Genomic DNA, 25,879 nt, shown 5'->3' with positions numbered 1-25,879 from the left:
TCGGTGCCGCCCGCTGACAAGCCGGAGGTCCCGCCTGCCGACAAGCCGGAGGTTCCGTCCGTTGATGCGCCGCCGGTCCCGCCTGCCGACAAGCCGGAGGTTCCGTCCGTTGATGCGCCGCCGGTGCCGCCTGCTGATAAGCCGGAGGTTCCGCCCGTTGATGCGCCAGAGGTACCGCCGACTGACAAGCCGGAGGCTCCGCCTGCTGAGACGCCGTCGGTGCCGCCCACTGACAAGCCGGAGGTTCCGTCCGTTGACGCGCCCGTGGTGCCGCCTGCTGATAAACCGGAGGTTCCGCCCGTTGAGACGCCGCCGGTGCCGCCTGCTGACAAGCCGGAGGTTCCGCCCGTTGATGCGCCGCCGGTGCCGCCTGCTGACAAGCCGGAGGCTCCGCCCGCTGAGGCGCCGTCGTTGCCGCCTGCTGACAAGCCGGAGGTTCCGTCCGTTGATGCGCCCGTGGTGCTGCCTGCTGACAAGCCGGAGGTTCCGCCCGTTGATGCGCCGGAGGTACCGCCAACTGACAAGCCGGAGGCTCCGTCCGTTGACGCGCCCGTGGTGCCGCCCACTGACAAGCCGGAGGTTCCGTCCGTTGATGCGCCCGTGGTGCCGCCTGCTGATAAACCGGAGGTTCCGCCCGTCGATGCGCCCGGGGTGCCGCCTGCTGACAAGCCGGAGGTTCCGCCCGTTGATGCCCCGCCGGTGCCGCCTGCTGACAAGCCGGAGGCTCCGCCCGCTGAGGCGCCGTCGTTGCCGCCCGCTGACAAGCCGGAGGTTCCGTCCGTTGATGCGCCCGTGGTGCTGCCTGCTGACAAGCCGGAGGTTCCGCCCGTTGATGCGCCGGAGGTACCGCCGACTGACAAGCCGGAGGCTCCGCCCGTTGATGCGCCGTCGGTGCCGCCTGCTGACAAGCCGGAAGTCCCGCCCGTTGAGGCGCCTGGGGTGCCGCCTGCCGATATGCCGGCGATACCGCCGGCGGACAAGCCCGTCATTGAGCCGGGCGACGATCACGCGAGCGGGGGAGTCGGCGTTGGAAGGGTTCGTGTCCACCGCCCGGAAATGGGCAGCTACGCCGCCAATATGGCCGCGGCGGGTACGCTGTTCGATATGAGCCTGAGCGACCGCCAGAGCGCGGAATCCGTCGATCCCGTTACGGGCGCCCACGGCCACGGCTGGGCCAGAATGGCCTCCGGACGCAGCCGCGGGAGTCTGTCGGACGGGCAGAATCGGTACTCGGCGGACCGGAGCATGCTCCAACTGGGAGGATCGTTCGCGGGGGGCGCTTTCGGCGGCCGAGACGCTTGGCAGTTGGGCGTCATGGCTGGCTACGGCAGTCACCGCAGCAAGACTCGCAACCGCCTGTCAGGGTACCAATCCCGCGGTGATGTGGTGGGCTATGGCTTGGGCCTGTATGGGACCTGGTATCAGGACGCGTCGACCCGCAGCGGCCTGTATGTGGACAGTTGGGCGCTCTACAACCGATTCGACAATACGGTCAAGGGCGAGGGCCTGGCCGCGGAGAAATACAAGAGCCAAGGCATCACCGGGTCCGTGGAAGTGGGCTATGTGCTGGAGACGGGCGCCTATGCGACCCGAGGCGGTAGGGAGAACCGATATGCAGTCCGGCCGCAGGCGCAAGTCATCTGGTCGGGGGTGAAAGCCGGCGAGCACACGGAACGTACCGGGACGACGGTGAAGGGCGTGGGGGGCGACAAGCTGCAGACCCGTCTGGGCGCGCGATTCTCCATGACCAGCCGGCAGGCGTCGCCGGACCCGGCAAAAGCGGGCGGGTTCGAGACCTTCCTGGAGGTTAACTGGGTGCACACGCCCAGGCCCTACGGCGTCAGCGTGGACGACACCCGGGTCTTGATCCAGGGGAGCAAGCACGTGGTCGAGATGTCTGCGGGCGTGCAGGGCGAGCTGAACGAGCGGGTGAGCATCTCGGCGAACCTGATGCAGCGCCATGGTAGCCAGGGCTATCGCGACACGCAGGGCGGGGTGAGCCTGAAGCTCCGCTTCTAATCCCGGCCTCTCGGGGCGCGCCAGGCGCGCCCCGAGAGGGGTCGCACTTGTTGAAATGTGTAATCCACCCGCCTGTCATGGGTGGAAGTCATTTCAATATCAGGACAGATTTGCGCGGCCAGGGTGCGACGGCATTTTGGTGCCGCGCGCGTATGCCATGACACGGGGTGCGCGGTCAATGGCGAATAGGGGGTGCCGATTTACCCCTAGCACGATATCCCCGGTTATTTCGGACGCGATCAGTGACCTGAAGTTGCAATAACAACATTTTCCCTGGGGGCGTCCAAAGATACCCACGGAGAATACTCATTGCTTGCAGTTTGATTAAACCAAGATAAGAAAACGACTTTAAATATATTCTTACAAGACAAAAGGTCTCATTTATTTCCATATGTATGGAAAAAGAGATTATTTCAGGGATTTCCCCACGTTTATTACGACCGCGGCGACTTATTTCCATAGCATCGAAAACTTTTAGAAAAAAATTTGCTGCCGCCGCAGCCTACGATTCGTTGGCTCGCTGCCCACCGGTATGACCGGGTATCGAGTTGTAATCAAATTTGAATGTGACGTCCACCCAGCCGCCAATATGCGATTCGATTTCGCATGGGTTATTTGGTTCCTGGGTGTCGATTTTTTGATGTATTCGACACGACGAAAACAGTGAGGTCCCCCGTGGTAAAGAGAATCGCAGTATGCGGCCTTGGATATGTCGGCCTGCCCGTGGCCGTGGCATTTTCCAGGCGCTTTGATGTCGTCGGCTTTGATGTGGACAAGCGGCGGATCACGAGCCTGAAACAGGGAGAGGACTGGACCGGCGAGATCGAGCGTGAGGCATTGCTGGCGTCCCCCATGCAGTTCACCGACCAGGTGAGCGAACTGGAAGGCTGCGATTTCTTCGTTGTCGCCGTGCCGACGCCGGTCGATGAAAAGAATAATCCCGATTTTTCGCTGCTGGTGCGGGCCTGCCGCTCGATCGGCCCCGTGCTGCGGCCCGGATGCATCGTGGTTTTCGAATCCACGGTGCACCCCGGGGCGACCGAGGAAATCTGCGGACCGGAGCTGGAAAAGGCCTCGGGCCTGCGCTGCGGCGTCGATTTCAAGCTCGGCTACAGCCCCGAGCGGATCAATCCGGGCGACCGCGAGCACCCGTTGGAGAAGATCGTCAAGATCGTGTCCGGCCAGGACGAGGAATCGCTGGAGATCATCGCCGGCGTCTACGAACAGATTATCGATGCGGGCGTGCACCGCGCTTCCTCGATCAAGGTGGCGGAAGCCGCCAAGGTGCTGGAAAACACGCAGCGCGACATCAACATCGCCCTGATGAACGAGATGTCCAAGATCTGCGATCTGGTCGGCATCCGCACCGCCGAAGTGCTGGCGGCCGCCGGCACCAAGTGGAATTTCCTCAAGTTCACGCCCGGGCTGGTCGGCGGCCACTGCATCGGCGTCGACCCCTACTACCTGACGTCCAAGGCGCAGGAACTGGGCTACCACCCCGAAGTCATCCTGTCGGGCCGTCGTATCAACGACGGCATGGCCAGCCACGTGGCCTCGCGAGTGGTGCAGACCCTGGCCCGCAATGGCCGCCTGAATGCCGCGACCCGGGTCGGCATCCTGGGCATGACGTTCAAGGAAAACGTGCCCGACATCCGCAATTCGAAGGTCGTCGACCTGTACCGCGCGCTTAGCGAGTACGGCATCACGCCGGTGGCCTGCGACCCGATGGTCGACGTCGAGCAGATGCGGCATGAGTACGGCATCAGCCTGGTCAATCGAGAGGAGTTCCGCGACATGGATGTGCTGATCCTGGCGGTGCCGCACCGCGAAACCATGGACACCCTCTGGGAAGACCTGCCGCAACTGGTCAAGGCCGACGGCATGGTCTGCGACCTGAAGTCCGTGCTGGACAGCCGCCGGCTGCCGTCCGGCCTCTTGTACTGGACGCTCTGAGTCCAGGCCCGCAACCCATCAAACACAGGAGAGGCCCGGAATGACCGCCTTCACCATTGCCCCGATTGGAACCTGCCGCATCCACACGCCGTTGCGTGATGCCGTGGGCCGCTATCCGATCAAGCAGCAGCTTGGTCGCAACTACGGTTTCGTGCACACCAGCGCCGAGGCGCTGCAGCAAGCCCGCTTCATGTTTGGCCAGGCCGAGATTCCCGCCGACGTGCAGCGCGTGATCTTCCGTCCGTCCAACGGCGAGCAGGCCCGGCGCGGCGTGCACAAGCCGGCCGACCTGTACATGGTCGAACTGTCCTCGCGCAAGCTGCTGACCGTCGACGGCTATCCCATCCAGTCCAACTATCTGGTGCGCTACTTCAGCGAGTTCTTCGCCGACCGCGCGCGGACCCGCACGTTCTGGTCCCAGGCCAGCGACGAGCGGCTGGCCGAGCGCCGCGCGTGGCTGGACCAGGATCCGGTCTTCAAGAGCCTGTCGGCGGACAACCGCGACCTGCTCGCGCGCATCGTCAAGCGTGAACAGACGGATGACGAGATCGCGCAGCAGATGCAGGCGCTGGTCGATCTGCTGGGCCGCGACAAGGTGGTGTTCGTCACGCACGTCAACGCCATGACGCCCGACAATGTGCCGATCGAGCAGCGGGCGCAGTTGATCGCGGCCGTGACCGCCAGCGCCCAGCACATCGGCGTGCCTTGCTACGACCCGACCCCGCTGATGAACAAGATCGGCCAGGCGGACGCGCTGGAGGATGGCGGGCTGGACCTGACGCACTACACCCCGCTGTTTGCCGAACGCCTGTACACCGAATGGTTCAAGACCTTCGTGCGCCCGCGCATGAGCGCCTCCACGCCGCAGTCCGCCGTGCCCAAGCTGGGCGCCGAGGAAAGCGTCGAGCGCATCGAGAAGCTCTGGGACGCCGGCGAACTGCGCGAGGCCTCGCGCCGGCTGCGCGACGTGCTGCGCCGCCATCCGGGTCTGCCCGACCACACGCTGCTGTTCGCGCGCATCCAGGAAGAGCTGGGCGATTACGAAGGCTCGCTGGCATTGCTGGACGGCGCCGATGGCGCGCTGGCCACCGGCAGCAAGGCCGAGCAGATCCTGATGCGCAACCATTTCAAGCTGGGACGCCACGAGCTTGCGCACTCGCTCGCCGCCGGCCTGCTGGGCGACGAGATCGAAACGCCGGAAATCGTGCGCATCGCGGCGATCTCCGCCGGCCACCTGGGGTTCGTGGACGAGGCGCTGGGCAACTGGAAGCAATTGTTCCGCATCTCCTCGCCCCAGGACCCCACCGCCACGGAGGCGGCCGACACCGTGCTGTCGCTGCTGCAGGCGGGCAGCGATATGGACGCCGTCCTGCGCTGGGTCCATGAAGTGCGCGCCGCCATCCCGTCGCATGGCCGTAGTTTCGCGATGCTGTGGCGCGACCGGCTGATCGCCGGAGACCGCGCCGGCCTGCGCGCGCTGGCCTTTGAATCGCCCGCGCTCAAGGACGTGGAAGCGCTGGAACTGGTCAAGGAAGCGACCTGGCGCGGTTGCATCATGGCCGCGGCCGCGCTGGCCGTGTCGTGCAAACTGGCCGACAGCGAACAGGAAGACATTTCCGGCTGGCTGCGCACGCAGTCCGCGGCGTGGGCCGAGGAGGGCACCCAGGCGCTGGAGGAAGGCCGCCTGCGCGATGCCGCCGAGCGCATCTGCGCGCACCGCCTGCTCAATCCGGACGCCCTGGCCGGCGTGCGCGCGCAGCGCGCCTTTGAACGCGCCATGCGCCTGGGCGTGAGGGCCGCGCTGGTGGCGGGCAACCACAAGGAAGTGATCGACCTGACCGACATCGCGCTCGATACCCAGGTCGAGTTCCCCGAGTTGCACGCCATGCGTGGACGCGCGGCCGACGCGCTGGGCGACAAACAGACCGCCATGCGGCACCTGGAGCAGGCCGCGGCAAACGAATCCGCGCCGTTCAGCACGCAATTGCATTTCGCACGGGTGGCGTTCAACGGCGGCTGGTTCGGCGAGGCCATCGACGCCTACAAGATGGTCCTGGCGCATGCCTCGGCGGACCAGAGCGCCAAGGACGAGGCCGAGCGCCAGCTCGGACGGCTCGGACCGCGCGCCATTCGCGGCGCCCGTGAAATCCTGGCGGCCGGCGATCCCAAGGCCGCCTGGGACCTGTTGGATCGTGTGGCGCAATCGTGGCCCGGGATGCCGGAGGTCGACCACGAGAAGCGGCGCATCCTGGCCGTGCTGTACGCGGAAGCGCGCGCGCTGGAGTCGTCCAGCACCACCGAGCGCCTGGCCTTGGGCGAGCGCATCCTGCAACTGGTGCCCGACGATCCCATCGGCCTGCGTCTGGCCGCGGTCGGCGCCATGCGCCTGCACCGCTTCGAACAGGCCCTGCCTTACTGGCGCGCGCTTCAGGAGCGTTCCGACAACCCTGCCCAGTACGATCACTACATCGAGCGCTGCCAGGTGTGGATCGACAAGGCCAACCGCAGGAAGGCCGCATGAATCCGCCGCTGATTACCGAACGCGAGGAAGCCGCCTCGTCCGAGCTCCAGCAGGTCCAGGCGCGGCTGGAGGAAATCGTCGCGGCATCGGTGCGGGTCCAGGTCGCGCAGGCGAACCTGGCCGACGCGCAGACGTTGGCGCGCGGCCACCTGGCCGACCCCAAGGTCCGCTTCCTGCTGCTCAGGTTGAAAGAGGCGGCGGGCCTGAACGAGGGCATGTCCGAACAGTGGGCCACGCTGCTGCGCGAATGCCCCGATGACCTGGAGATCGTGCGCTACCGGGCGACCCGCCTGGTCAAGGAGCGCCATGTCGATGAGGCGCTGGCCCTGGTCGAGCGGCACCTGCCGGAATCCACGGACAATCCCTCCAGGCTGTTCGCCCGCGCCAAGCTGTTGAGCGACATCCGCGCGCACGCGCAGTCGGACGAGCTGTTTCGCCGGCTGATCCTGCAGCATACGGATCGCAACATCCGCGTCGAGTTCGCCAAGCGCCTGCGCAAGCGCGGCCTGCTGGCGGACGCGTTCGAGGTCATCGCGCCCGTGGCCAGGCACCTTGCGCCTGGCAGCAAGGCGGCGGAACTGGCCAACGGCCTGGCCAGCGACTACGCCTTCTACCAGCGCCTGGAGCCCGAAAGCGCGCTGGCGGGAAAGGACATCAGGATCGTGTCGATGAAGCACGCCATCCTGCATTTCCGTCATCGGCAGATCCCGGAATATTCTCCGGAGAAGCCGGTTTCGGTCGCCCTGGTGACCGGCAGCCTGGGCCCCGGCGGCGCCGAGCGCCAATTGACGCGGCTGGCCGGAGAGCTGGCCCGCATGGCGGACGCGCCCGATGCCGGAGCGGCCGATGCGCCGATGAAGCCGGAAAAGGTCGAAGTGCTGGTCAAGCAGCACACCGAGCCGGCCGGTTCCACCAAGAAGCAGGGACTGGACTTTTTCCTGTCCGTGCTGGTCAAGGCGCGGATTCCGGTCACGGAAATCAACAAGTTGCCGGCGATCTCGGTGGCTCACCAGTCGGTGCCGGATGGCAGCCTGGGCCGCCTGCTGGAGCAGTTGCCGCCGCCGGTCCACTACGGCGTGACGCGGCTGGCGCCCGTGCTGCGCGCCAGCACGTTCGACGTGGTGAGCCTGTGGCAGGACGGCACCTGCCTGTTCGGCGCCCTGGCGGCGCTGCTGGCCGGCGCTCCAACCATTCACCTGGTGTTCCGTGGCTTGCCGCCGAACATCCGCAAGGACCGCTTCCGCGAAGAGTACCCGGAGCTGTACCAGGCCCTGGCCCAGGTGCCCGGCGTGCATTTCGTCAGCAACAGCCGCAAGGCCGCCGAAGCCTATGCTGAGTGGCTCGGCATCCCCATCGTGCGCTTCCATGTGCTGTACAACGGCGTGCCGGACCTGACCACCGACGCCGCGCAGGCCGACCAGGAAAAGTGGCGGGCCTTCCAGGAAAGCACGGCCGACGCCACGGAAACCATCGGCGGCGTATTCCGCCTGGAGCCGGACAAGCGCCCTCAGCTTTGGATCAAGCTGGCCGCCATGTACCTGAAACAGCGTCCGCGTGCGCGCTTTGTCATCGTCGGCGATGGCCGGCTGCACGACAACATCGTGGCGTTGGCGGAAGAACTGCGCGTGATGGATCGACTGCTGCTCGTCGGCCTGTCGAACCACGTGGGCTACTGGTATTCGCAAATGGACGCCAAGGTCCTGCTGTCGCGCTACGAAGGCCTGCCCAACGTGCTGATCGAAGCCCAGTTGCTGGGGGTGCCGGTCGTCTCGACGCCGGCCGGCGGCGCGGGCGAGTGCTTCGAGGAAGACCAGACGGGCCACCTGCTGGGCGATGTCGAGCATCCCGACCTGCATGAGGCTTGCGACAAAGTCGCCTCGATCGTCGATCGGGTGCGCGCCGACGAGAGCCTGAAAGCCCAAAGCCGCAAGCGGGCGCAGACCCTGTTTTCGCTGGAGGCGATGCTGGCCAAGTTCCTGAGCCTGTGCATGCCGCTCATGCCAGAGTCGGAGAACGACGCGAGCATGGAACTGCCCCCGATGCGTCTCAAACAGGCTTGAGCGTCCGCCAGCCCCATCCTGGTCCTGAAGATAAAGGAAGTTATGCAAATGAACGTCCCGGCGGCGAGCCCGCGCCGCATTGCGGCGCCGGCCCTGCTGCTGATCACCGTACTCATGCTCAGCGGCTGCCAACTGCCGCGCTCGGGCCCCATGTTGAGCGAGATGACAGGCGCGCACGACGCCAAGGACGTCATCGTGATGCCGGCGTCGCGCGAACTCGCGCGCGCGAGCCGGGTGCCCGAGGTGTCCGATTTTCCCGTTCGCTATCGCGACCTGACCGAGGCCGGCTTCGACACCCTGGTGCCCGGCGATGGCATCAACGTGAAGGTGTGGGAACGCGGCGGACTGGGCGTGTTCGCGGCGGATCCGACGGGGGTGAGCGACCTGGGCAACCAGGAGCTGGACCGCAATGGCTATGTGTCCTTTCCCATCCTCGGCAAATTCAAGGCGGGCGGCATGACGCTGGGGCAACTGCATGACGCCATCGTGGCGCGGCTGAGCCGGCTGGTGGCTGGCGCCGATGTCAGCGTGACGCGCGCCACCGACGCGCGCGGGCAGATGGTGACCGTGCAGGGCAACCTGACCAAGCCGGGCATGTACCCGATCACGCAGACGTCCCAGCGCCTGAGCAGCGCGCTGGCGCAGGCGGCGCCGGTGCAGACCAATCCCGAGCAGCTCGTCATCAGCCTGCGTCGCGATAACAAGGTCGCCTCGGTGCGCCTGTCGGACATTTACCGCAACCAGAACAACGACATCCTGCTGCGCTCGGGCGACGTCATCACCGCGTACGAATCGCGCGAGTTCCTGACCGTGCTTGGCGCGGCCGGCAACCAGGGCCGCGTGGCCATCAGCAAGCGTAACTACAGCGTGCTGGACGCGCTGGCCGACGCCAAGGGGCTGGACGACCAGACCGCCGACCCGCGCTCGGTGTTTCTGTTCACGCCGGCGCAGGCAGGCGCCGAGGGCAAGCCGGACCTGTTGCCAGTGGTGTACCAGTTCGATCTCACGCGTCCGGAACAGGTGGCGCTGGCCCGCGAATTCACGGTGAAGGAAGGCCAGGCGATCTATATCTCCGACGCGCCGTTCACCCAGGTGCAGAAGGTGCTGTCCGCGTTCCGCGTGACCATGAGCGCCGGCTTCAGCGCCACTCGGGCGATCGACTCCGACTCCGGCTCCGGCGCCTCCAACGGCATCAGCCAGTAGCGTGTCGATGAGCAACGAGGATCGGATCAAGGGTTGGCGTTCGCGGAGAAAGGACAGCAGCTACGCGGTGGGATCGGGCGTCGCTGCCTGGCGCCTGGACCCGGCCGCGCTGTTCGAGGCCAAGGCGGAGCCGGCTGTGCTGTTCAAGCCCTTGCTGGCGCGTCTGCAGGGCGAGCCGCACGACTCGGTGGCCGCCCGGCGGGCGGTCTACGAGGCGGTGCAGGCCGAGCTGGACGCGGAGATCGCGCGCGCCGAGGTCGATGAGTCGCTGGCCGATTTTTCACGGCGACGCCTGCGCATCATCGTGCGCCTGCTGGAGCAGGACATCCGCGCCGGCGTCGAGGTGTTCGCGCCGGGCTATATGCCCGCGCGGCTGGTGGCGGAGGATCGGCGCCTGGCCCAGGCGCAGGAGCGGCGCGAGCAGCGGCGCAGGCAGGACGAGGCGCGCGAGGCGCGTCGCCGTGCCTCGCGCAACGATATCGCGCTGGAGATGGAGCTGCCGGCGGGCGAGGCCAGCGACCTGGAGATCCTGCGGGACCGGGTGCGCGGCCTGCATGCCGGGCATCGTCCGCATATCGCCGGCCGCGGCTGGCCAGGCGGACGCACGCTGTTGGCGCTGTTCGTCTATCAGTTGCATGTGATGCATGGCGAAAGCCGGATCGCGCTGTTGTGGGCGTTCGTGGGCCCGGTGGTGCTGCTGACGCTGATTTCGTCGCTCTACATCCTGATGGGCACGCACTACATCCTGGGGATGGACGTGCAGACCTTCTCGCTGTTGGGCGCGACGACCTGGATCATGTTCCGCCAGATCATCTTCCGCAGCAGCACGGCGTATGTGTCGGCGCGCGGCCTGTTGAATTTCCAGGGCGTGTCGCCCTTGATGTGCGCGCTGGTGCAGGCGCTGCTGTACGTGTCGGTGTACCTGGTGGTGTTCGTGGTCCTGATCACCGCCGGCCATGCGCTCGATCTCATCACGCTGCCCAAGAGCTGGCCGGGCTTCATGCTGTACGTGGTGCTGATGGCGTGCTGCGCCGCGGCGATGGGCCTGCTGTTCGGCGCGATCGCGACGTTCTGGCACTTCTTCCTGCGGCTGGCGCCGGTGATCGAACGCTTCCTGCAGATTTTCTCGGGCGTCTTTTTCGTTTCGGAGCAGTTGCCCGAACAATTGCGGCCCTGGATGCTGTGGCTGCCGTTCTCGCATGGCATGCAACTGCTGCGCTCGGCCTACTTTGATTCCTATACGTCGCAGGACGCGAGCCTGGGGTACTTCCTGACCAGCCTGGTTTTTCTGATGGTGGTCGCCCTGGCGGCCGAGCGGCTGGCCCGACCCAACATCCAGCCCATGTGAGGAATGACGATGATCCATCTCAATCGCGTCACGGATGAACCCCTGGCCTTCGGCCACCGGCAGGCGTTGCTGGCCCAGGCCAGCCTCGACATTCCCGTCGGGCGCTATGCCTTGCTGTCGCCGGCGCCGGAGCTGCACCGCCAGATCATCGACCTGCTGTGCGGCCTGCGGCCGCCGCGCCAGGGCTTCGTCCAGCACGACGGCAACGTGTCGTGGGCGATCGGCCGGCAGGGCTTCATCCGCGGCAAGGCCAGCGGCCTGAACATGATCGAGCTGGTGAGCCAGATGTACGAGCTCGACGCCGATGCCACCTATGAACTGGTGGCCGACCTGATTACCGACCCCAAGAGCCTGCCGCGGCCGATGGAGCATTGGCCGCTGTTCGCGCGGCAGGAGTTTTCGTTTGCGCTGGCCCTGGCGCCGGCGTTCGATGTCTACGTGATCGAAGGGGCCATTCCCTTCGAACCCTGCCGTTTCACCCGTCTCTGGCTGGCGCTGTTCGAAGAACGGCTGGTCGGCAGGACGCTCATTCTTTCCAGTTATCGCCAGAATCAATTGGCGGACTATTGCCTGAAGGGCCTGATTTATGAACGAAGCGCACTCCGCATCGAAGACGACCTCGACCAGTGCATCCAGAAGTTCCCCCCGCGACGATCACGAAGCGAATCCGGAACAGGCGACGACGTTTTCGGCGGATTCGACGAGGGCCAGCTCGGCTTCTGAGAGCGGCTCCGAGATCGAGCGCCGGCGCCGCGAACGGCAGTCGGCGTTGGAGGATCGACGCCGCCGGCGCTGGATCAACGCGCTCATCGTCGTCGCCCCGGTGGTCCTGGCGCTGGTTTACGTGCTCTGCATCGCCACGCCGCGCTACGAAGCCGAATCGCGCTTCTTCGTGCAGTCGGGCTCCGGCCAGCAGGGCGGCGGCGCGATGGCGGCCAGCCTGCTCACGACCGGCAACTCGGGCGGCATGCTCGGCGGCTTCGTCGACGGCTGGGCGGTCAGCGACTTCCTCAGGTCGCGCGACAGCATGCGGCAGTTGGACAAGAAGGTCGGCCTGCGCCAATACCTGTTGAATAAGGGCCTGGACCCGGCCAACCATCTGTCGGAGGACTCGAGCGAGGACGATCTGTATCGCGCCTATCGGGCCTCGGTGCAGGTTTCCTTCAATGCGCTGGAGCAGATCGACGTGCTGCGCGTGCGCGCGTATTCGCCCGAGGACGCCGAAACCCTGTCCAGGGCGCTGATCGGCCTGGCGGAAGAGTTCGTCAGCTCCATGAATGAAAAGGGCGTGGCCGACAAGCTCAGGGTCAGCGAGGAATCTGTCAGGCAGGCCGAGCAGAAGGCGCTGAGCGCCCGCGAAGCGCTGACCACCTGGCGTACCACGCACGGCAACATCGACCCGACCGCGACGGTGGCCATGCTGCTGAACCTGTCGAGCCAGTTGGAAGCGGAGCTGAGCACCGCCCAGATCAACCTGGACAAGATCCGCGCGCTGAACAACAAGGACCATTTCATGCTCAAGCCCGCCGAGACGCAGGTCGTGGCCCTGAAGAAACGGCTCGCCGCCGTGCGCCAGCGCCTGAGCGGCGAGGGCAACACGGAGGCGAAACAACTCAAGTCATACGAGGCGCTGCGCAATACGCAGGCCTTCGCCGATTCGAATCTGACGCTGGCGCAGCAGTCCTACCAGCAGGCCGTGACGGACGCCCTGCGCCTGCAGCGTTACCTGTCCATCATCGCGCAACCGGTCTCCACCGACCGGCCCAACAGCCCGCGCACGGGGGTGCTGCTGCTGCAGGCGCTGGCGCTGGGCTTCGTGCTCATGTTCGTGCTGCGCGCGGCGATGGCATTGCTGAGAGGATTGCGCCATGGTTGATACCACGATAGAACGCCCCGGCGCCCTGGCGCCGACCGCCGCCCAGGCCGCTCCGAGCGATGGCGTCAGCCGCCTGCGCGCCGTCATCAAGCAGATCCTGGAGGCGGATGATCCGTTGCAGGCGATGGCCGGGCTCGGACCGGCGCTGGCGCGGGTGGAGGAGGGCTGGCGCGACGCGCGCCGCCTGCTGGTGTCGCCGTTCGTGAAGGTGGGCCGGCTCGAGCCGGCGATCGCCGCGCTGGAGCGGCTGGTCGAGGCCTATCCGACGCGCACCGACGACCGCCGCCTGCTCGCCAGCCTGCTGGGCCGCACCGAGCAGTGGGACCGGGCCATCGCCCAGGCCGACGCCGCCGCCGCGATCGCGCCCCAGGACGCGGCATTGCAGGCCGCGCGGATACAACTGCGCGTGCAGGCCGGACGCATTCCGCAGGCTGCCGAGGTTGCGCGCCAGACCGCTGCCGTGGCGCGCGCCAATCCGGGCGAGGCGCATTGGTGGATGCTGGCCCATGCGCGCAACGACGATTCGGCCGGTGCGGCTGCCATTGCCATGACCTTGCAGGCGGCCGATCTGCCGAACGCGCGCGTGGCGACGGTGGCTGTGCGCGCCTTGCTGGACGACGACCGGGTCGAGGCGGCGATCGAGCTGGGCAACGGCGCGCTGGACGCAGGGCACGACGCCCCGGCGCTGCGCGCATCGCTGGGCCTGGCGCACTTGCGGCGCGCCACCGACGACGACCGCAAGCTGCATGCCCCGGCGCACTTCGAGGCGGGCTTGAGCGCGGCGCCGGCCGACGTGCGGTTGTTGACGCTGCATGGAGAGACCCTGCTGCGCGCCGGCCGCTACAAGGAGGCCGTGGCGCCGCTTCGCCAGGCCGTGGAACTGGCGCCGGACCTGGAGCAGACCCGCGCCCTGTACGCGCGCGCGCTGCGCTACACGCTGCAGTATGAAGAGGCTGCCGACCAGATGCTGCGGCTGGTCGAGAAGTCGCCCGAAAAACGACTCTGGCAGCGCGGGGCCATCGGCGCGCTGTCGCAGGCCGGGCGCAAGCAGGAGGCCGAGGCCCTGTTCGAGCGATACGTGGCGCAACGCGGGCAGGCGCTGCCGGCGACTTTCCAGGAAGCCCTGGACCAGTTGGAACACAAACTGGATACCGCCCCGATCCCGCAAGCCCGCCTGGACTGGGCCTGGTCGCTGCGCGACGACGCCAAGGCCGACCGTGCGCAATGGGAGCGGCGCGCGCGCTGGGGCCATCTGGTGGATCACCTGCTGTTCGACTGGCTCGAATGCCGCGAGGACAGCGTCGAGGAAGCCATGCAGGTGCTGGGCGAACTGGATACCGGCGAGCGTTTCTTCGCGCCGCTGCTGGCCACCGGCCGGGGCGTGGTGGTGGCCACGGCGCACGTGGGGCCCATGTATGCCGGCCTGATGGCGCTGGAACTGCTGGGCATTCCCTCGCGCTGGCTGGCGACCGCGCCCAGCATCGCCCAGAGCAGCTATGCCGCCGCCCTGATCTCCACCGCCGACCAGACCGAGGCGCAGGTCGCCAAGGCCTGCATGCGCGCGCTGGCCTCGGGCAACGTGCTGTGCCTGGCCGTGGACGGCGCCGCCAACCCGGCCGCGCCACGCGTGGATTTCGAAGGGCAGTCGGTGACCTATTCCAGCTTCGCGGCGCACCTGGCGCACCGCCAGGGCGTGCCGTCGGTGTTCTACACGCCGCGCTGGGAGAACGGCAAGGTGGCCTACACGCTGGAGATGCTGCCCGCCGTGGAACCGGGCGAGGACGCCGATGCGTATGCGGCGCGCTGGCAGGCGGCCTATTTCAAGCATCTGCGGGCGCACGTGGCCGGTCCGCCGGAAAACCTGCGCCTGAGCGGCGGCATCTGGCGGCACGTGCAGTCCGCGGATCGGTCCGCGCAGCGTTAGGGAGTGAATGTCCATGAGAGCGACAACGAATTCAAGGCAAGCGGCGGCGGAGCAGGCGCCGCGCCGCAGGCGCGCCGGTCGGGTCCGTCGCCGGTTGCTGCGCGCGCTGGCCTGGCTGCCCGCGCTGGGCATGCTGTTTGGCGGCGCGGCCGCCGCCAGTGAATCCTGCGCCAGTCCGGACGAGCGCTGCCCCTTCGTTTCCGAACTGCTGCAGCAGCGCGAGGGTTATGGCGCCCGGGCCACGGGCGGGCTGGGCGGCAAGTTCATCGAGGTCACCTCCGACCAGGACGCCGGACCGGGCACGCTGCGCGCGGCGCTGGCGCAGGCCAAGAAGGGGCCGACCTGGATCCGCTTCGCCTCGGACATGACGATCGTGCTGGAGTCGCAGTTGCGGGTGCCGTCCAACACCACGATCGACGGCCGTGGCAGGCACGTGGCCCTGATCGACGACGGACTGGGCGTGTATGGCAGCAGGAACGTCATCCTCACGCACCTGACCATCGATGGCCGCCTGAACCGGCTGACGCAGGCCGTGAACATCGCCAACGACAGCCGCGACGTGTGGGTGGACCACATGGACCTGTCGCGCATGTCCGACCGGCTGCTGAACGTGAAGAACGGCTCCACCGACGTCACGATTTCGTGGACCAAGTTCCACAACTCGAACAAGGTCATGCTGCTCAACAACATCACCTCGAAGAACCTGTTCGCGAACTACGAGCGGGATTCCATCGCGCGCGTGACACTGCACCACAATTATTTCTTCAACACCGTGCAGCGCAATCCCCGGGGTCAGTTCGGCACGTTCCACCTGTTCAACAACCTGCTGGAGAACTGGGATTTCTACGGCATGAGCTTCAGCCTGGAGGCCAAGGCGCTGGTCGAGGGCAATATCTTCAACAACGATGCGAAGCGCCAATGCGTGGAGCCCGAGTTCTTCCCGACGGTGGAAGGGGTGAAGGTGAATTACTGCCGCTACATCCCCACCGCCGCCAAGCGCAGCGCGCTGGACAACGGGGCGTCGGACGAGGGTGCCTACCAGGACCTGAAGGCGGTGCACGGCTATACGCGCGACTTCAAGGCGTTCCTGCGCCTGAAGGACAACCTGTATCTGGGAGACGCGAAACCCGTGCTGCAGGACTACCGCCCCGAGGCCGCGCCGACGCCGCCGTATTGCTATGGCTATGAGACGCCCTCGGCCGAACTGGCGGACCGGATCCGCAAGCACGCGGGGAACACCAGCGGCGATACGCCGCTGCCCGCGACGCGGGTGGGCGCGGGCTGCCCAAGATAGCGGCGGCACGGCGAGGCCGCGGCGCGCGGGGAACCCGAGTCGGGGGTCAGGCCTGGTGCGACAGCGGCCGCTCGGGAATCGGCGCGATGCGTTCGGGCGGCGGCGACACGCGCCACGAGGCGCGCCGGCGCAGCGCGCCGAACAGCTTGAGGCCTTGCGGCCAGTCTTCCAGTCCGCTGTCGGCGTTGATGTGGCCGGCGCCCGGGATCACCACCACGCGGCTGCCCCAACTCTCGGCAAAGGCGCGGGCGCGTTCCAGCCGGCAGTAGGGGTCATTGTCGCTGGCCACCACCACGCTCTGGAACGGCAAGGAGTGGCGCGGGATCGGCGCGAAACCGCGCAGACAGTCCGGCGCGTCGGGACGCTCGACGTCCGCCGGCGCCACCAGCAGGGCGCCGGCGACCTTGGCGCGCAGCGGCACCGGCAGCGCCGCGCTGATCAGGCAGCCCAGGCTGTGGGCGATCAGCAGCACGGGGCTGCGGGCCTGGTCGACCAGGCCGGCAAGGGTGGATATCCATTCCGCGCTGACCGGGTTCTGCCAGTCACGCTGCTGCACCCGCACCGCGTGCGGCAACAGGGTCTCCCAGCGCGATTGCCAGTGTTCGGGTCCGGAGTCTTTCCATCCGGGGACGATGATCGGTTGGAGTCTCATGGCGGCCATGATGCCGCGCCGGCTTAGTAACGCAAACGAATAAATCCGCTTTTGCATATACGGTGTCGGGCATAAGGGCGGCGGCCTCCCGGATGCGGCACCGCAATATCGAAACCCCGCGCAAGACGGGCCGGAACCCCTGCGAAAGCCGCTATTTTTCAGTGTATGCTTGCCGTGCTAATGCAACGTAACGGGGCGTGACCAATGCATTTCCGGCCGTCCGCCCGGTTCAAAAACCAACGATTACAAGCCATTAAAGGAGTGCACTCATGAAGCAAGCATTTCGTCTGACCCCGGTCATCGCGGCCCTCAGCGTCGCCGCGGGGTTGGCGTTCAGCGCCGGCGCGCAGGCACAGACCATCAAGATCGGCGTGGTGGGCCCCACCACCGGCGCGGTCACCCAGTACGGCGACATGGTCCGTGAAGGCGTCGACACCGCGGTGGAGCGCATCAACGCCGCCGGCGGCATCAACGGCAAGAAGCTGGAAACCGTGGTCATCGACGACGGCTGCGAACCCAAGCAGGGTCCGGTCGCCGCCAACCGCGTGGTCAACAGCAAGATCGGCTTCGTCGTGGGCCACGTCTGCTCGGGCGCCACCATCGCCGCCGCCGACATCTACAACAACGAAGGCGTGGTCATGGTCACGCCCTCGGCCACGTCGCCGGCCCTGACCGACGGCAAGAACTACGACTTCATCTTCCGCACCATCGGCCGCGACGACCAGCAAGGCCCCGCCGCCGCCAAGTTCATCCTGGAAAAGCTCAAGCCCAAGAAGGCCGCCGTGCTGCACGACAAGCAGTCGTACGGCCAAGGCATCGCCACCGCCGTCAAGAACGACCTCGAAAAGGGCGGCGTGCCCGTCGCCATCTTCGAAGGCATCAACGCCGGCGACAGCGACTACTCGGCGGTCATCACCAAGCTCAAGAGCCAGGGCGTGGACTTCGTCTACTACGGCGGCTACCACCCCGAAATGGGCCTGCTGCTGCGCCAGGCGGCCGAGCAGGGCGTGAAGGCCAAGTGGATGGGTCCGGAAGGCACGGGCAATCCGGACATCAACGCCATCGCCGGCGATGCCGTCGAAGGCATGCTGCTGACGCTGCCGGCCGACTTCACCCAGAACGCCGCCAACGCCGAGATCGTCAAGGCCTTCGCCGCCAAGAAGCGCAACGCCAGCGGCGCGTTCCAGATGACGGCCTACACCGCCACCCAGGTCATCGCCGACGGCATCAAGGGCGCCGGCAGCGAAGACCCGACCAAGGTTGCCAAGTACCTGCACGCCAACTCGTTCGACACGCCCATCGGCAAGGTTAGCTGGAACAAGCAGGGCGACCTGACGAACTTCCAGTTCGACGTGTTTGTGTGGCACAAGGACGGTTCGAAGTCCGTTTATAAATAAGGACTTGGCGCGCGATCGGGCGGCTTTGCCGTTCGCCGGCGCGCGCCACCCGCCAGACCCCTCGGCCGGGCCGGAAGCGACGTCTTCCCGCCCGGCTTTTTCGTGCACGCCGCCCGCCGGGAACCGAGCCGGCGCCGGTGGGGTCGAACGCCGCTCGCGCGGTTTTGCGTAGAATGCGGCGAAATCGCTCTCTCATTTTTTGTCCGGACACCCCATGACCAAGGCCTTGCTAGTCGAAGACGATCCGAAGCTGTCGCGCCTGATTGCGCAGTTCCTGGAGCAACACGGGTTCCAGGTCGCCCAGGCCTACCGCGGCGACCATGCGGTGGAGGCGTTCCGCCGCCACGACCCGGCCATCACCATCCTCGACCTGATGCTGCCCGGGCGCGACGGCCTGCAGGTCTGCCGCGACCTGCGGGCTTTCTCGTCGGCGCCGATCCTGATGCTGACCGCCCGCGAGGACGACCTGGACCAGATCCTGGGCCTGGAGTCGGGCGCGGACGACTACGTCATCAAGCCGGTCGAGCCGCGCGTGCTGCTGGCTCGCATCCGCGCGCTGCTGCGGCGCCACAGCCAGCTCGAGGAGCCGCCGGAGCGCCTGGAGTTCGGGCCGCTGGTCATCGACCGGCGCACCCGGGCGGTGGTTCACGGCGGCGTCGAGGTCGACCTGACCACGATGGAGTTCGAGATGCTGTGGGCGCTGGCCAGCCAGGCCGGCCAGGTGCTCACCCGCGACGATCTGCTCAATGCGGTGCGCGGCATCGAGTTCAACGGCCTGGACCGCAGCGTCGACGTCTGCGTCAGCAAGCTGCGCCGCAAGCTCGACGACGACCCGCGCGATCCGGCGCGCATCAAGACCGTGTGGGGCAAGGGCTACCTGTTCTCGCCCAAGGCGCACGAGGGCGGCGATGATTAAATTCGTCCTGCGGCTCTTCGTGGTGCTGGCGGTCGGCTTCGTGATTTCCAACGAAGTCGTGGACCGTTCCGCCAACTACCTGTTCGAGCCGGTCAGCGACGCCTACACCCGCGAGTCGGTGCGCGGGCAGATCCACAGCCTGGTGCTGGAACTGTCGAAGGTCGAACCCGAAGCGCGGGCGGCCTACATCGAAAAGCAGCTCAAGCCCTACTATGGCCTGGGCTTGCGCGTCTTCAACGCGTCGGACTACAACGCCAGCGACAGCGAGCGGCGCATCGTCGCTCGCGGCGATTTCTTCATCCGCGACAAGATGCAGACCTTCGTGGCCGCGATTCCCGGCCCTGGCCACCAGTGGCTCGAGGTCAAGCTGCCGCCCGAGCCGTCGTTCGGCCCGTGGGTGGTGGCGGCGGTCTACTCGGCCCTGGGGCTGCTGCTGTGCGCCTTCATGCTGGTGTGGGCGCTGCCGATCTGGCGCGACCTGGAGGCGCTCAAGACCGCCGCGCTGCGCATGGGGCAGGGCGACCTGGAGGCCCGCGCGCGGCTGTCGCGGCATTCCAGCATCGGCAACCTGGGCGACACCTTCAACCTGATGTCCGAGCGCATCGCCGCGCTGATCGGCAACCAGCGCGAGCTGACCAACGCCGTTTCGCACGAGCTGCGCACGCCGATCGCGCGCCTGTCGTTCGAGCTCGACATGATCAGCCGCGCCGAGGAGCCGGCCGAGCGCCAGCGCCTGATCGACGACATGAAGAGCGACGTCGCCGAGCTCGACAGCATGGCCTCCGAACTGCTGATGTACGCCCGCCTGGAGCACAAGGGCGACGGCGTCGCGCTGCAGCCGCAGGACGCCCGCAGTTGGCTCGACGCGGTGGTGCAGCACGCGGGCTTCGAGGCGGACCACTCGGGCGTGCGCTGCGAAGTGGTGCTGTGCCAGGTGCGCGAGGTGCACCTGCACCAGCGCTACATGACGCGCGCGCTGCTGAATCTGCTGCAGAACGCCATCCGCTATGCCGGCGGCCGGGTCCAGGTCAGCCTGGTGTCGCCCGCGCCGCGCGAGTACGTGCTGATGGTCGACGACGACGGCCCGGGCATCCCGCAAGCCGACCGCGAGCGCATTTTCGAACCCTTCATCCGCCTGGACGAGAGCCGCGACCGCGGCACCGGCGGCACCGGCCTGGGGCTGGCCATCGTCAGCCGCGTGGCGCGCTGGCACAACGGCACCGCGCAGGCCGCGGACAGCCCCTTGGGCGGCGCCCGTTTCATCGTCAGTTGGAAGGCGGCCTGAGGCTAGGGACGGGGGCGGGCCGCATTCATCCGGCACGCCTTTAACAAACTTAACAATCTGTCCTTCCAATCTTCACAAACTCCATACAAAGCGGGAAAGATCGGGATCGCGTCGCCGACTAGCATGACGGCAGTTCTCAGAAGAGGGTTGCCCGTTCGTCATGTTTTCGCTCACCCGCCTGGCTGCCGCCGCCATGTTCCTGATCGCCATGGGCGGTTGTCAGGGCGGGGCGCCGGCCGCGCCGCCGACGATATCCAAGGGCGACTATCCGGCGGTGGTGGCGTATCTGAAGCAGCGCATCGCCTATGACCTGGATGCGCAGCGGGTGCCGGGCCTGTCCATCGCCATCGTCGATGACCAGCGCACGGTCTGGAGCAGCGGCTTCGGCTATGCCGATTCGGCGCGTCATCGCACCGCCACCGGCGACACGCTCTACCGCGTAGGCGCCATCTCCAAGCTCGTGACCGCCGCGGGCGTGCTGCGCGCCGCCGACGACGGCCGCCTGTCGCTGGACATTCCGGCGGCCCAGGCGCTGCCGCAATGGGAGCTGGAGCCGCGCCGCGCCGCCATGCACTGGATGGGCACCTCTCCCTTCACCGTGCGACGCCTGCTGGCGCTGCGCCCCGACACGCTGGAAGACACCATGGGCCGGGCCCGCGCCGACATGGGCTACGCCATGCTCGGCGAGATGGTGGCGCACGCCGCCGACGAACCCTTTGACGCCTACGTGCGCCGCACGCTGCTGCAGCCGCTGAACATCTCGCGCGCAGGCTTCCGGATCGCGGGCGCCGCCGACGACGCGCGCGAACTGCGCGCGGCCGGCTACCGCCGCGGCATGCCGTGGATCGAACAGTCGCAGCCGAACGAGGCCGCCGAAGGCCTGTGGGCCAGTTCCTCCGAAATGGCACGCTTCTCCAGCATGCTGTTTGGCGGCGGCGCCTACCAGGGCCGCCGCATTCTCAAGGACGAATCCGCGCTCACGCTGCTCAATCTCGAGACGGTGGCCAGCGGCATGGACCTGGAATGCCGCCTGGCGCTGTCGTGGCTGGCGGCGCCCTGCGATGCCGACTACATCGCAGGCGACGCGCTGCGCGAACACAGCGGCGCCACCGAAGCCTTCCATGCCCGCTGGCTGCTGGCGCCGCGCGAAAAGCTGGCGGTGCTGGTGATGAGCAATGCCGACAGCGCCGAGCCGCTGGTGGCCTCGGTTTCGACCCTCGCGATGAACCTGATGCGCCAGGCCAAAGGCATGGCGCAAGAGTAAGCACGCGCCGCGATTGCCGCGGCGTGGCCGAGTTTTTCCCCCAACCTCGTTTCCCGGATGTTCTTATGAAGCGAAATCTCCCTATGTCCCTGATGCAGCGCCGCGCCGGCGCGGCGTGTTTGCTGGCCAGCCTGCCGGTGTTGTCGTTCGCCGCGGGCGGCCAGCAGGTCGCCGACAATTCGGTCTACGGTTCTCGCGGCGCCAGCTCGCGCGGCATCGAGGTCGCTACCGGCACCGAGAAACCGGCCGACGAGTGGAAATTCTACGGCACGCTGGGCGTCGGCTATGCGCCGCGCTACAGCGGCAGCGATGAAAGCTCGGCCCTGCCGATCGTCGGCCTGGGCATTCGCAGCCCGAACGGGTTCTTCCTGGACACCGCGCACGGCCTGGGCTGGGAGACGCAGGCGCTCAGCAGCACCTTCCGCTTCTATCTCGCGCCCAGCGCCTCGCGCAAGGATCACAAGAAAGGCTTCGAGGGGTCGAACAAGCTGCGCGGCATGGGCGACATCAAGAGCCGCGCGCAGATCGGCATGGACGCCGAGACGCAATGGGGTCCGGTGACGCTGTCGGCCACGGTGGCGCACGCGTTCAAGAAGGGCGACGACCGCGACGTGGGCAGCGCCTACACGCTGTTCAACCTGGGCGCCAGCACCACGGTGTACGAAGGCTCGGCCGGCTCGGTCTCGCTGGCGTTGAGCGGCAACTTCGGCGACGGCAACTACATGCGCACCTGGTATGGCGTGAGCGACCGCCAGTCCGCCAACTCGGGCTACCGCCGCTACAACCCCAAGGGCGGCCTGGAAAGCATCGGCCTGGGCGCGACCTGGGCGCTGCCGTTGAGCAAGTCGTGGTCCTGGTCGGTGGTGGGCGAAGCGCGCCGCCTTTACGGCGACGCGGCCGACAGCCCCATCGTGAAGGAGCGCAACCAGTACTCTGTCGGCACCATGGTGACGTACACGTATTGAGCGGGAAGGGACCCTTTCCCGGACGGGAAAGGGCGGGGCGGGCCAGCCGGGCGTATCGCCGCCGGCCCCGCCGCGATGGATTACAGCCCTTGCACGCGGCGGCCGGTGTCGGCCTCGAACCAGTGCAGCGGGTGACGGCCGTCAGGACCGACATTGACGCGGTCGCCGACCTTGGCCGAGGACTCGGACAGTTGGCGCGTGGTGCAGCGCACGACCAGCGTGGTCTTGCCGCAGCGGCAGTGGACCAGTTGTTCGGAGCCCAGCGTTTCGACCATCTCGACTTCGGCGGGCACGCCCTGGGTGTTCAGCAGCATGTGCTCGGGGCGCATGCCCATGATGACCTTGCGGCCGCGCACCGGCGAAGGCACTTGCAGCGGCGAGATCTCCAGCGCCAGGCCGTCGGCGGTCTGCACCGTGCCGTCGCCGGCCACGTTGACTTCCATCAGGTTCATCGGCGGCGAGCCGATGAAGCCGGCCACGAAGGTCGAGGCGGGCTTCTCGAACACTTCCATCGGCGTGCCGATCTGCTCGGGCACGCCCTGGTACATGACGATCATGCGATGCGCCAGCGTCATGGCCTCGACCTGGTCGTGCGTCACGTACAGGCTGGTGGTGCCCAGGCGGCGGTGCAGCTTCATGATTTCCAGGCGCATCGCCACGCGCAGCTTGGCATCCAGGTTCGACAGCGGCTCGTCGAACAGGAACACCTTGGGTTCGCGCACGATGGCGCGGCCCATGGCCACGCGCTGGCGCTGGCCGCCCGAGAGGGCGCGCGGGCGGCGGTCCAGCAGGTGGGTCAGTTCCAGGATCTGGGCGGCGGCGTCGACGCGCTTCTTGATCTCGTCCTTGGAGAACTTGCGGATCTTCAGGCCGTACGCCATGTTCTCGAACACGGTCATGTGCGGATAGAGCGCGTAGTTCTGGAACACCATCGCGATGTCGCGTTCGGCCGGCTCGAGATTGTTGACGACCTTGTCGTCGATCACGATCTCGCCGCTGGTCACGGTTTCCAGGCCCGCGACCATGCGCATCAGCGTGGACTTGCCGCAGCCCGAGGGGCCGACGATGACGATGAATTCACCGTCCTTCACATCCATGTCGATGCCATGGATGACCGGCACGTTGCCGGCGTAGGTTTTCTTTACGTTGCGAAAGCTGAGAGTAGCCATGAGTTATTCGTATCGGAGTCGTTGTCGGGTAGGCGTGATGGGCAATCTTCACTTTTCAGTGTCGACCAGACCCTTGACGAACCATTTCTGCATCAGGATGACGACCAGCGCCGGCGGGATCATCGCCAGCATGGCGGTGGCCATGGTGATGTTCCATTCGGTCACGCTGTCGCCGCCGCTGATCATCCGCTTGATGCCGATGACGACGGGGTACATGTCTTCCTGCGTGGTCACCAGCAGCGGCCACAGGTATTGGTTCCAGCCGTAGATGAACTGGATCACGAACAGCGCGGCGATGCTGGTCTTGGACAGCGGCAGCAGCACGTCGCGGAAGAAGCGCACCGGGCCGGCGCCGTCGATGCGGGCGGCCTCGATCAGCTCGTCCGGCACCGTCAGGAAGAACTGGCGGAACAGGAACGTGGCCGTGGCCGAGGCGATCAGCGGCAGCGTCAGGCCGGCGTAGCTGTTGAGCAGGCCCAGGTCCGCCACCACCTTGTAGGTGGGCGCGATCCGCACTTCGACCGGCAGCATCAGCGTGACGAAGATCATCCAGAAAAAGAACATGCGGCCGGGGAAGCGGAAATACACCACCGCGAAGGCCGACAGCAGCGAGATGGCGATCTTGCCGATGGAAATCGCCAGCGCCATGATCAGGCTGACGTACATCATGCGGCCCACCGGCGCGCCGGACGAGCCGCCGGAGGAGCCGCCGAACAGCGCCTGCATGTAGTTGTCGACAAAGTGCGGACCGGGGATCAGCGACATCGGCGCGGAGGCCACTTCCTGCGCGGTCTGGGTCGACGCGACGAAAGTGACGTAGAGCGGAAAGGCCACCATGGCCACCCCGCACAGCAGGATGACGTGGGCCAGAATATCCAGCCAGGGACGGCGTTCAACCATTGTTATCTGCCTCGAAAATCAATACTGCACTTTGCGGTCGACGTAGCGGAACTGCACGACCGTCAAGGCAATCACAATGAACATCAGCACCACCGACTGGGCCGCGGACGAACCGAGGTCCAGGCCGCGGAAGCCGTCGCTGTACACCTTGTAGACCAGGATCGAGGTCGAGGTGCCGGGGCCGCCCTGCGTGGTGGTGTCCACCACCGCGAAGGTGTCGAAGAAGGCGTAGATGATGTTGACCACCAGCAGGAAGAAGGTGGTGGGCGACAGCAGCGGGAAGACGATGCTCCAGAAGCGGCGCGACGGGCTGGCGCCGTCGATCGCGGCGGCTTCGATGAGCGAGCGCGGAATCGACTGCAGGCCGGCCAGGAAGAACAGGAAGTTGTACGAGACCTGCTTCCAGACGGCGGCGATCAGCACCAGGATCATGGCCTGGTTGCCGTCCAGGCGCGGGTTCCAGTCGACGCCGGCCTGGCGCAGGGCCACGGCCAGGATGCCGACCGAGGGCGAGAACAGGAACAGCCACAGCACGCCGACCACGGCGGGCGCGACGGCGTAGGGCCAGATCAGCAGGGTCTTGTAGAGCCCGGCGCCGCGGATCACGCGATCGGCCATGACGGCCAGCAGCAGCGACACGCCCAGGCCGACCACGGCGACCAGGATCGAGAACACCGCCGTGACACGGAAGGAATCGAGGTAGGCCTGTTGCGAGAACAGCTCCATGAAGTTGTCGAGACCGACGAACTCGGAGGACAGGCCGAACGCATCTTCCAGCCGCATCGACTGCCACATGGCCTGGCCCGCGGGAAGGAAGAAGAAGACCACGGTAATGACGATCTGCGGCAGGAGCAGCAGATAGGGCAGGGTCTTGTGCCCAAAGACAACACGTTTTTCCATAGGGGGAACCCAAGGTACGAAAAACGGCGGTTGGATTAACCGCCGCTTGAAACCGCCGGCCGGGAAGCGGCACCGGCCTGGCTCTAGGCGCCCGAAGGCGCCGACACGCATAAGCACGATAGGCTTAAAGCCCCAAAATAACCAGGGCTTTAAGCCTCTCTTGAATCACGCAAGCCCCTGTCGCGAAACGGAAATCGTGCGTGACGGGGCTTGTTCCGGGGCCCGGAACGGGC

19 protein-coding genes are annotated in these 25,879 nt (G+C 66.8%); 15 read left to right on the top strand and 4 right to left on the bottom strand.

Annotated features, from left to right (window positions below):
- The 10 genes from SB816_RS26585 to SB816_RS26540 all read left to right on the top strand — a co-directional run.
- The coding region (locus SB816_RS26585; RefSeq protein WP_410547754.1) for an autotransporter outer membrane beta-barrel domain-containing protein at positions 1-2,019 on the top strand (2,019 nt) is incomplete at its 5' end.
- A 675-nt stretch (positions 2,020-2,694) separates the two neighbouring features.
- Complete coding sequence (locus SB816_RS26580) at positions 2,695-3,972, top strand: nucleotide sugar dehydrogenase (protein ID WP_410547753.1); 1,278 nt, start codon at positions 2,695-2,697, stop codon at positions 3,970-3,972.
- Between the two features lie 40 nt (positions 3,973-4,012).
- Positions 4,013-6,493: a hypothetical protein gene (locus SB816_RS26575; protein WP_064526642.1), complete on the top strand. Its 2,481-nt coding sequence runs from the start codon at positions 4,013-4,015 to the stop codon at positions 6,491-6,493.
- On the top strand, positions 6,490-8,553 hold the full coding sequence (locus tag SB816_RS26570) for a glycosyltransferase (RefSeq protein ID WP_054502609.1): 2,064 nt from the start codon (positions 6,490-6,492) through the stop codon (positions 8,551-8,553). Before SB816_RS26575 ends, SB816_RS26570 begins: the two co-directional genes overlap by 4 nt.
- A 42-nt stretch (positions 8,554-8,595) precedes the next feature.
- A complete protein-coding gene (locus SB816_RS26565; protein WP_054502608.1) occupies positions 8,596-9,756 on the top strand; it encodes a polysaccharide biosynthesis/export family protein in 1,161 nt (386 codons plus the stop codon).
- A gap of 7 nt (positions 9,757-9,763) precedes the next feature.
- Positions 9,764-11,104: an ABC transporter permease gene (locus SB816_RS26560; protein WP_116791205.1), complete on the top strand. Its 1,341-nt coding sequence runs from the start codon at positions 9,764-9,766 to the stop codon at positions 11,102-11,104.
- A 9-nt stretch (positions 11,105-11,113) separates the two neighbouring features.
- A complete protein-coding gene (locus SB816_RS26555) occupies positions 11,114-11,827 on the top strand; it encodes an ATPase (RefSeq protein WP_054502606.1) in 714 nt (237 codons plus the stop codon).
- A gap of 121 nt (positions 11,828-11,948) precedes the next feature.
- Positions 11,949-12,980: a sugar ABC transporter gene (locus SB816_RS26550; protein ID WP_410547759.1), complete on the top strand. Its 1,032-nt coding sequence runs from the start codon at positions 11,949-11,951 to the stop codon at positions 12,978-12,980.
- Complete coding sequence (locus SB816_RS26545; protein WP_410547752.1) at positions 12,973-14,904, top strand: Vi polysaccharide transport protein VexE; 1,932 nt, start codon at positions 12,973-12,975, stop codon at positions 14,902-14,904. The genes SB816_RS26550 and SB816_RS26545 overlap by 8 nt, the downstream gene beginning before the upstream one ends.
- A gap of 130 nt (positions 14,905-15,034) precedes the next feature.
- Positions 15,035-16,198, top strand: coding sequence for a polysaccharide lyase family 1 protein (locus tag SB816_RS26540; protein WP_410547758.1), 1,164 nt, complete (start codon positions 15,035-15,037; stop codon positions 16,196-16,198).
- 46 nt (positions 16,199-16,244) lie between these two features.
- On the opposite strand, the gene SB816_RS26535 is transcribed toward SB816_RS26540, so the two are convergent.
- A complete protein-coding gene (locus tag SB816_RS26535) occupies positions 16,245-16,850 on the bottom strand; it encodes an RBBP9/YdeN family alpha/beta hydrolase (RefSeq protein WP_054502869.1) in 606 nt (201 codons plus the stop codon).
- Positions 16,851-17,119: 269 nt separating this feature from the next.
- Here SB816_RS26535 and SB816_RS26530 point away from each other — a divergent pair, with 269 nt between their 5' ends.
- The 5 genes from SB816_RS26530 to SB816_RS26510 all read left to right on the top strand — a co-directional run bounded on the left by SB816_RS26530 (position 17,120) and on the right by SB816_RS26510 (position 22,677).
- Positions 17,120-18,247, top strand: a complete 1,128-nt coding sequence (locus SB816_RS26530) for a branched-chain amino acid ABC transporter substrate-binding protein (protein ID WP_054502604.1) — start codon at positions 17,120-17,122, stop codon at positions 18,245-18,247.
- Positions 18,248-18,461: 214 nt separating this feature from the next.
- Complete coding sequence (locus tag SB816_RS26525; RefSeq protein WP_054502603.1) at positions 18,462-19,163, top strand: response regulator; 702 nt, start codon at positions 18,462-18,464, stop codon at positions 19,161-19,163.
- A complete protein-coding gene (locus SB816_RS26520; protein WP_054502602.1) occupies positions 19,156-20,448 on the top strand; it encodes an ATP-binding protein in 1,293 nt (430 codons plus the stop codon). Before SB816_RS26525 ends, SB816_RS26520 begins: the two co-directional genes overlap by 8 nt.
- 160 nt (positions 20,449-20,608) lie before the next feature.
- On the top strand, positions 20,609-21,712 hold the full coding sequence (locus tag SB816_RS26515; protein WP_175188753.1) for a serine hydrolase domain-containing protein: 1,104 nt from the start codon (positions 20,609-20,611) through the stop codon (positions 21,710-21,712).
- An 83-nt stretch (positions 21,713-21,795) separates the two neighbouring features.
- Positions 21,796-22,677 (top strand): MipA/OmpV family protein, encoded by an 882-nt coding sequence (locus SB816_RS26510; protein WP_116791204.1) that lies wholly within the window; start codon positions 21,796-21,798, stop codon positions 22,675-22,677.
- Between the two features lie 80 nt (positions 22,678-22,757).
- On the opposite strand, the gene SB816_RS26505 is transcribed toward SB816_RS26510, so the two are convergent.
- From SB816_RS26505 to ugpA, 3 genes are read right to left on the bottom strand one after another with little or no spacing between them, the layout of a single operon-like run.
- The gene (locus SB816_RS26505) at positions 22,758-23,846 is read right to left on the bottom strand and encodes a sn-glycerol-3-phosphate import ATP-binding protein UgpC (protein ID WP_054502599.1); all 1,089 of its coding nucleotides are present in this window, start codon (positions 23,844-23,846) and stop codon (positions 22,758-22,760) included.
- A gap of 48 nt (positions 23,847-23,894) precedes the next feature.
- Entirely contained in the window at positions 23,895-24,746 is an 852-nt protein-coding gene (gene ugpE, locus SB816_RS26500) for a sn-glycerol-3-phosphate ABC transporter permease UgpE (RefSeq protein ID WP_006386445.1), read from the bottom strand.
- Between the two features lie 18 nt (positions 24,747-24,764).
- On the bottom strand, positions 24,765-25,646 hold the full coding sequence (ugpA, locus tag SB816_RS26495) for a sn-glycerol-3-phosphate ABC transporter permease UgpA (protein WP_006386446.1): 882 nt from the start codon (positions 25,644-25,646) through the stop codon (positions 24,765-24,767).
- Between the last annotated feature and the right edge of the window lie 233 nt (positions 25,647-25,879).

Source organism: Achromobacter sp. SIMBA_011 (genome assembly GCF_046535435.1).
Taxonomy (GTDB): Bacteria; Pseudomonadota; Gammaproteobacteria; order Burkholderiales; family Burkholderiaceae_B; genus Achromobacter; species Achromobacter dolens.
This window is presented reverse-complemented; position numbering and strand designations above follow the sequence as displayed.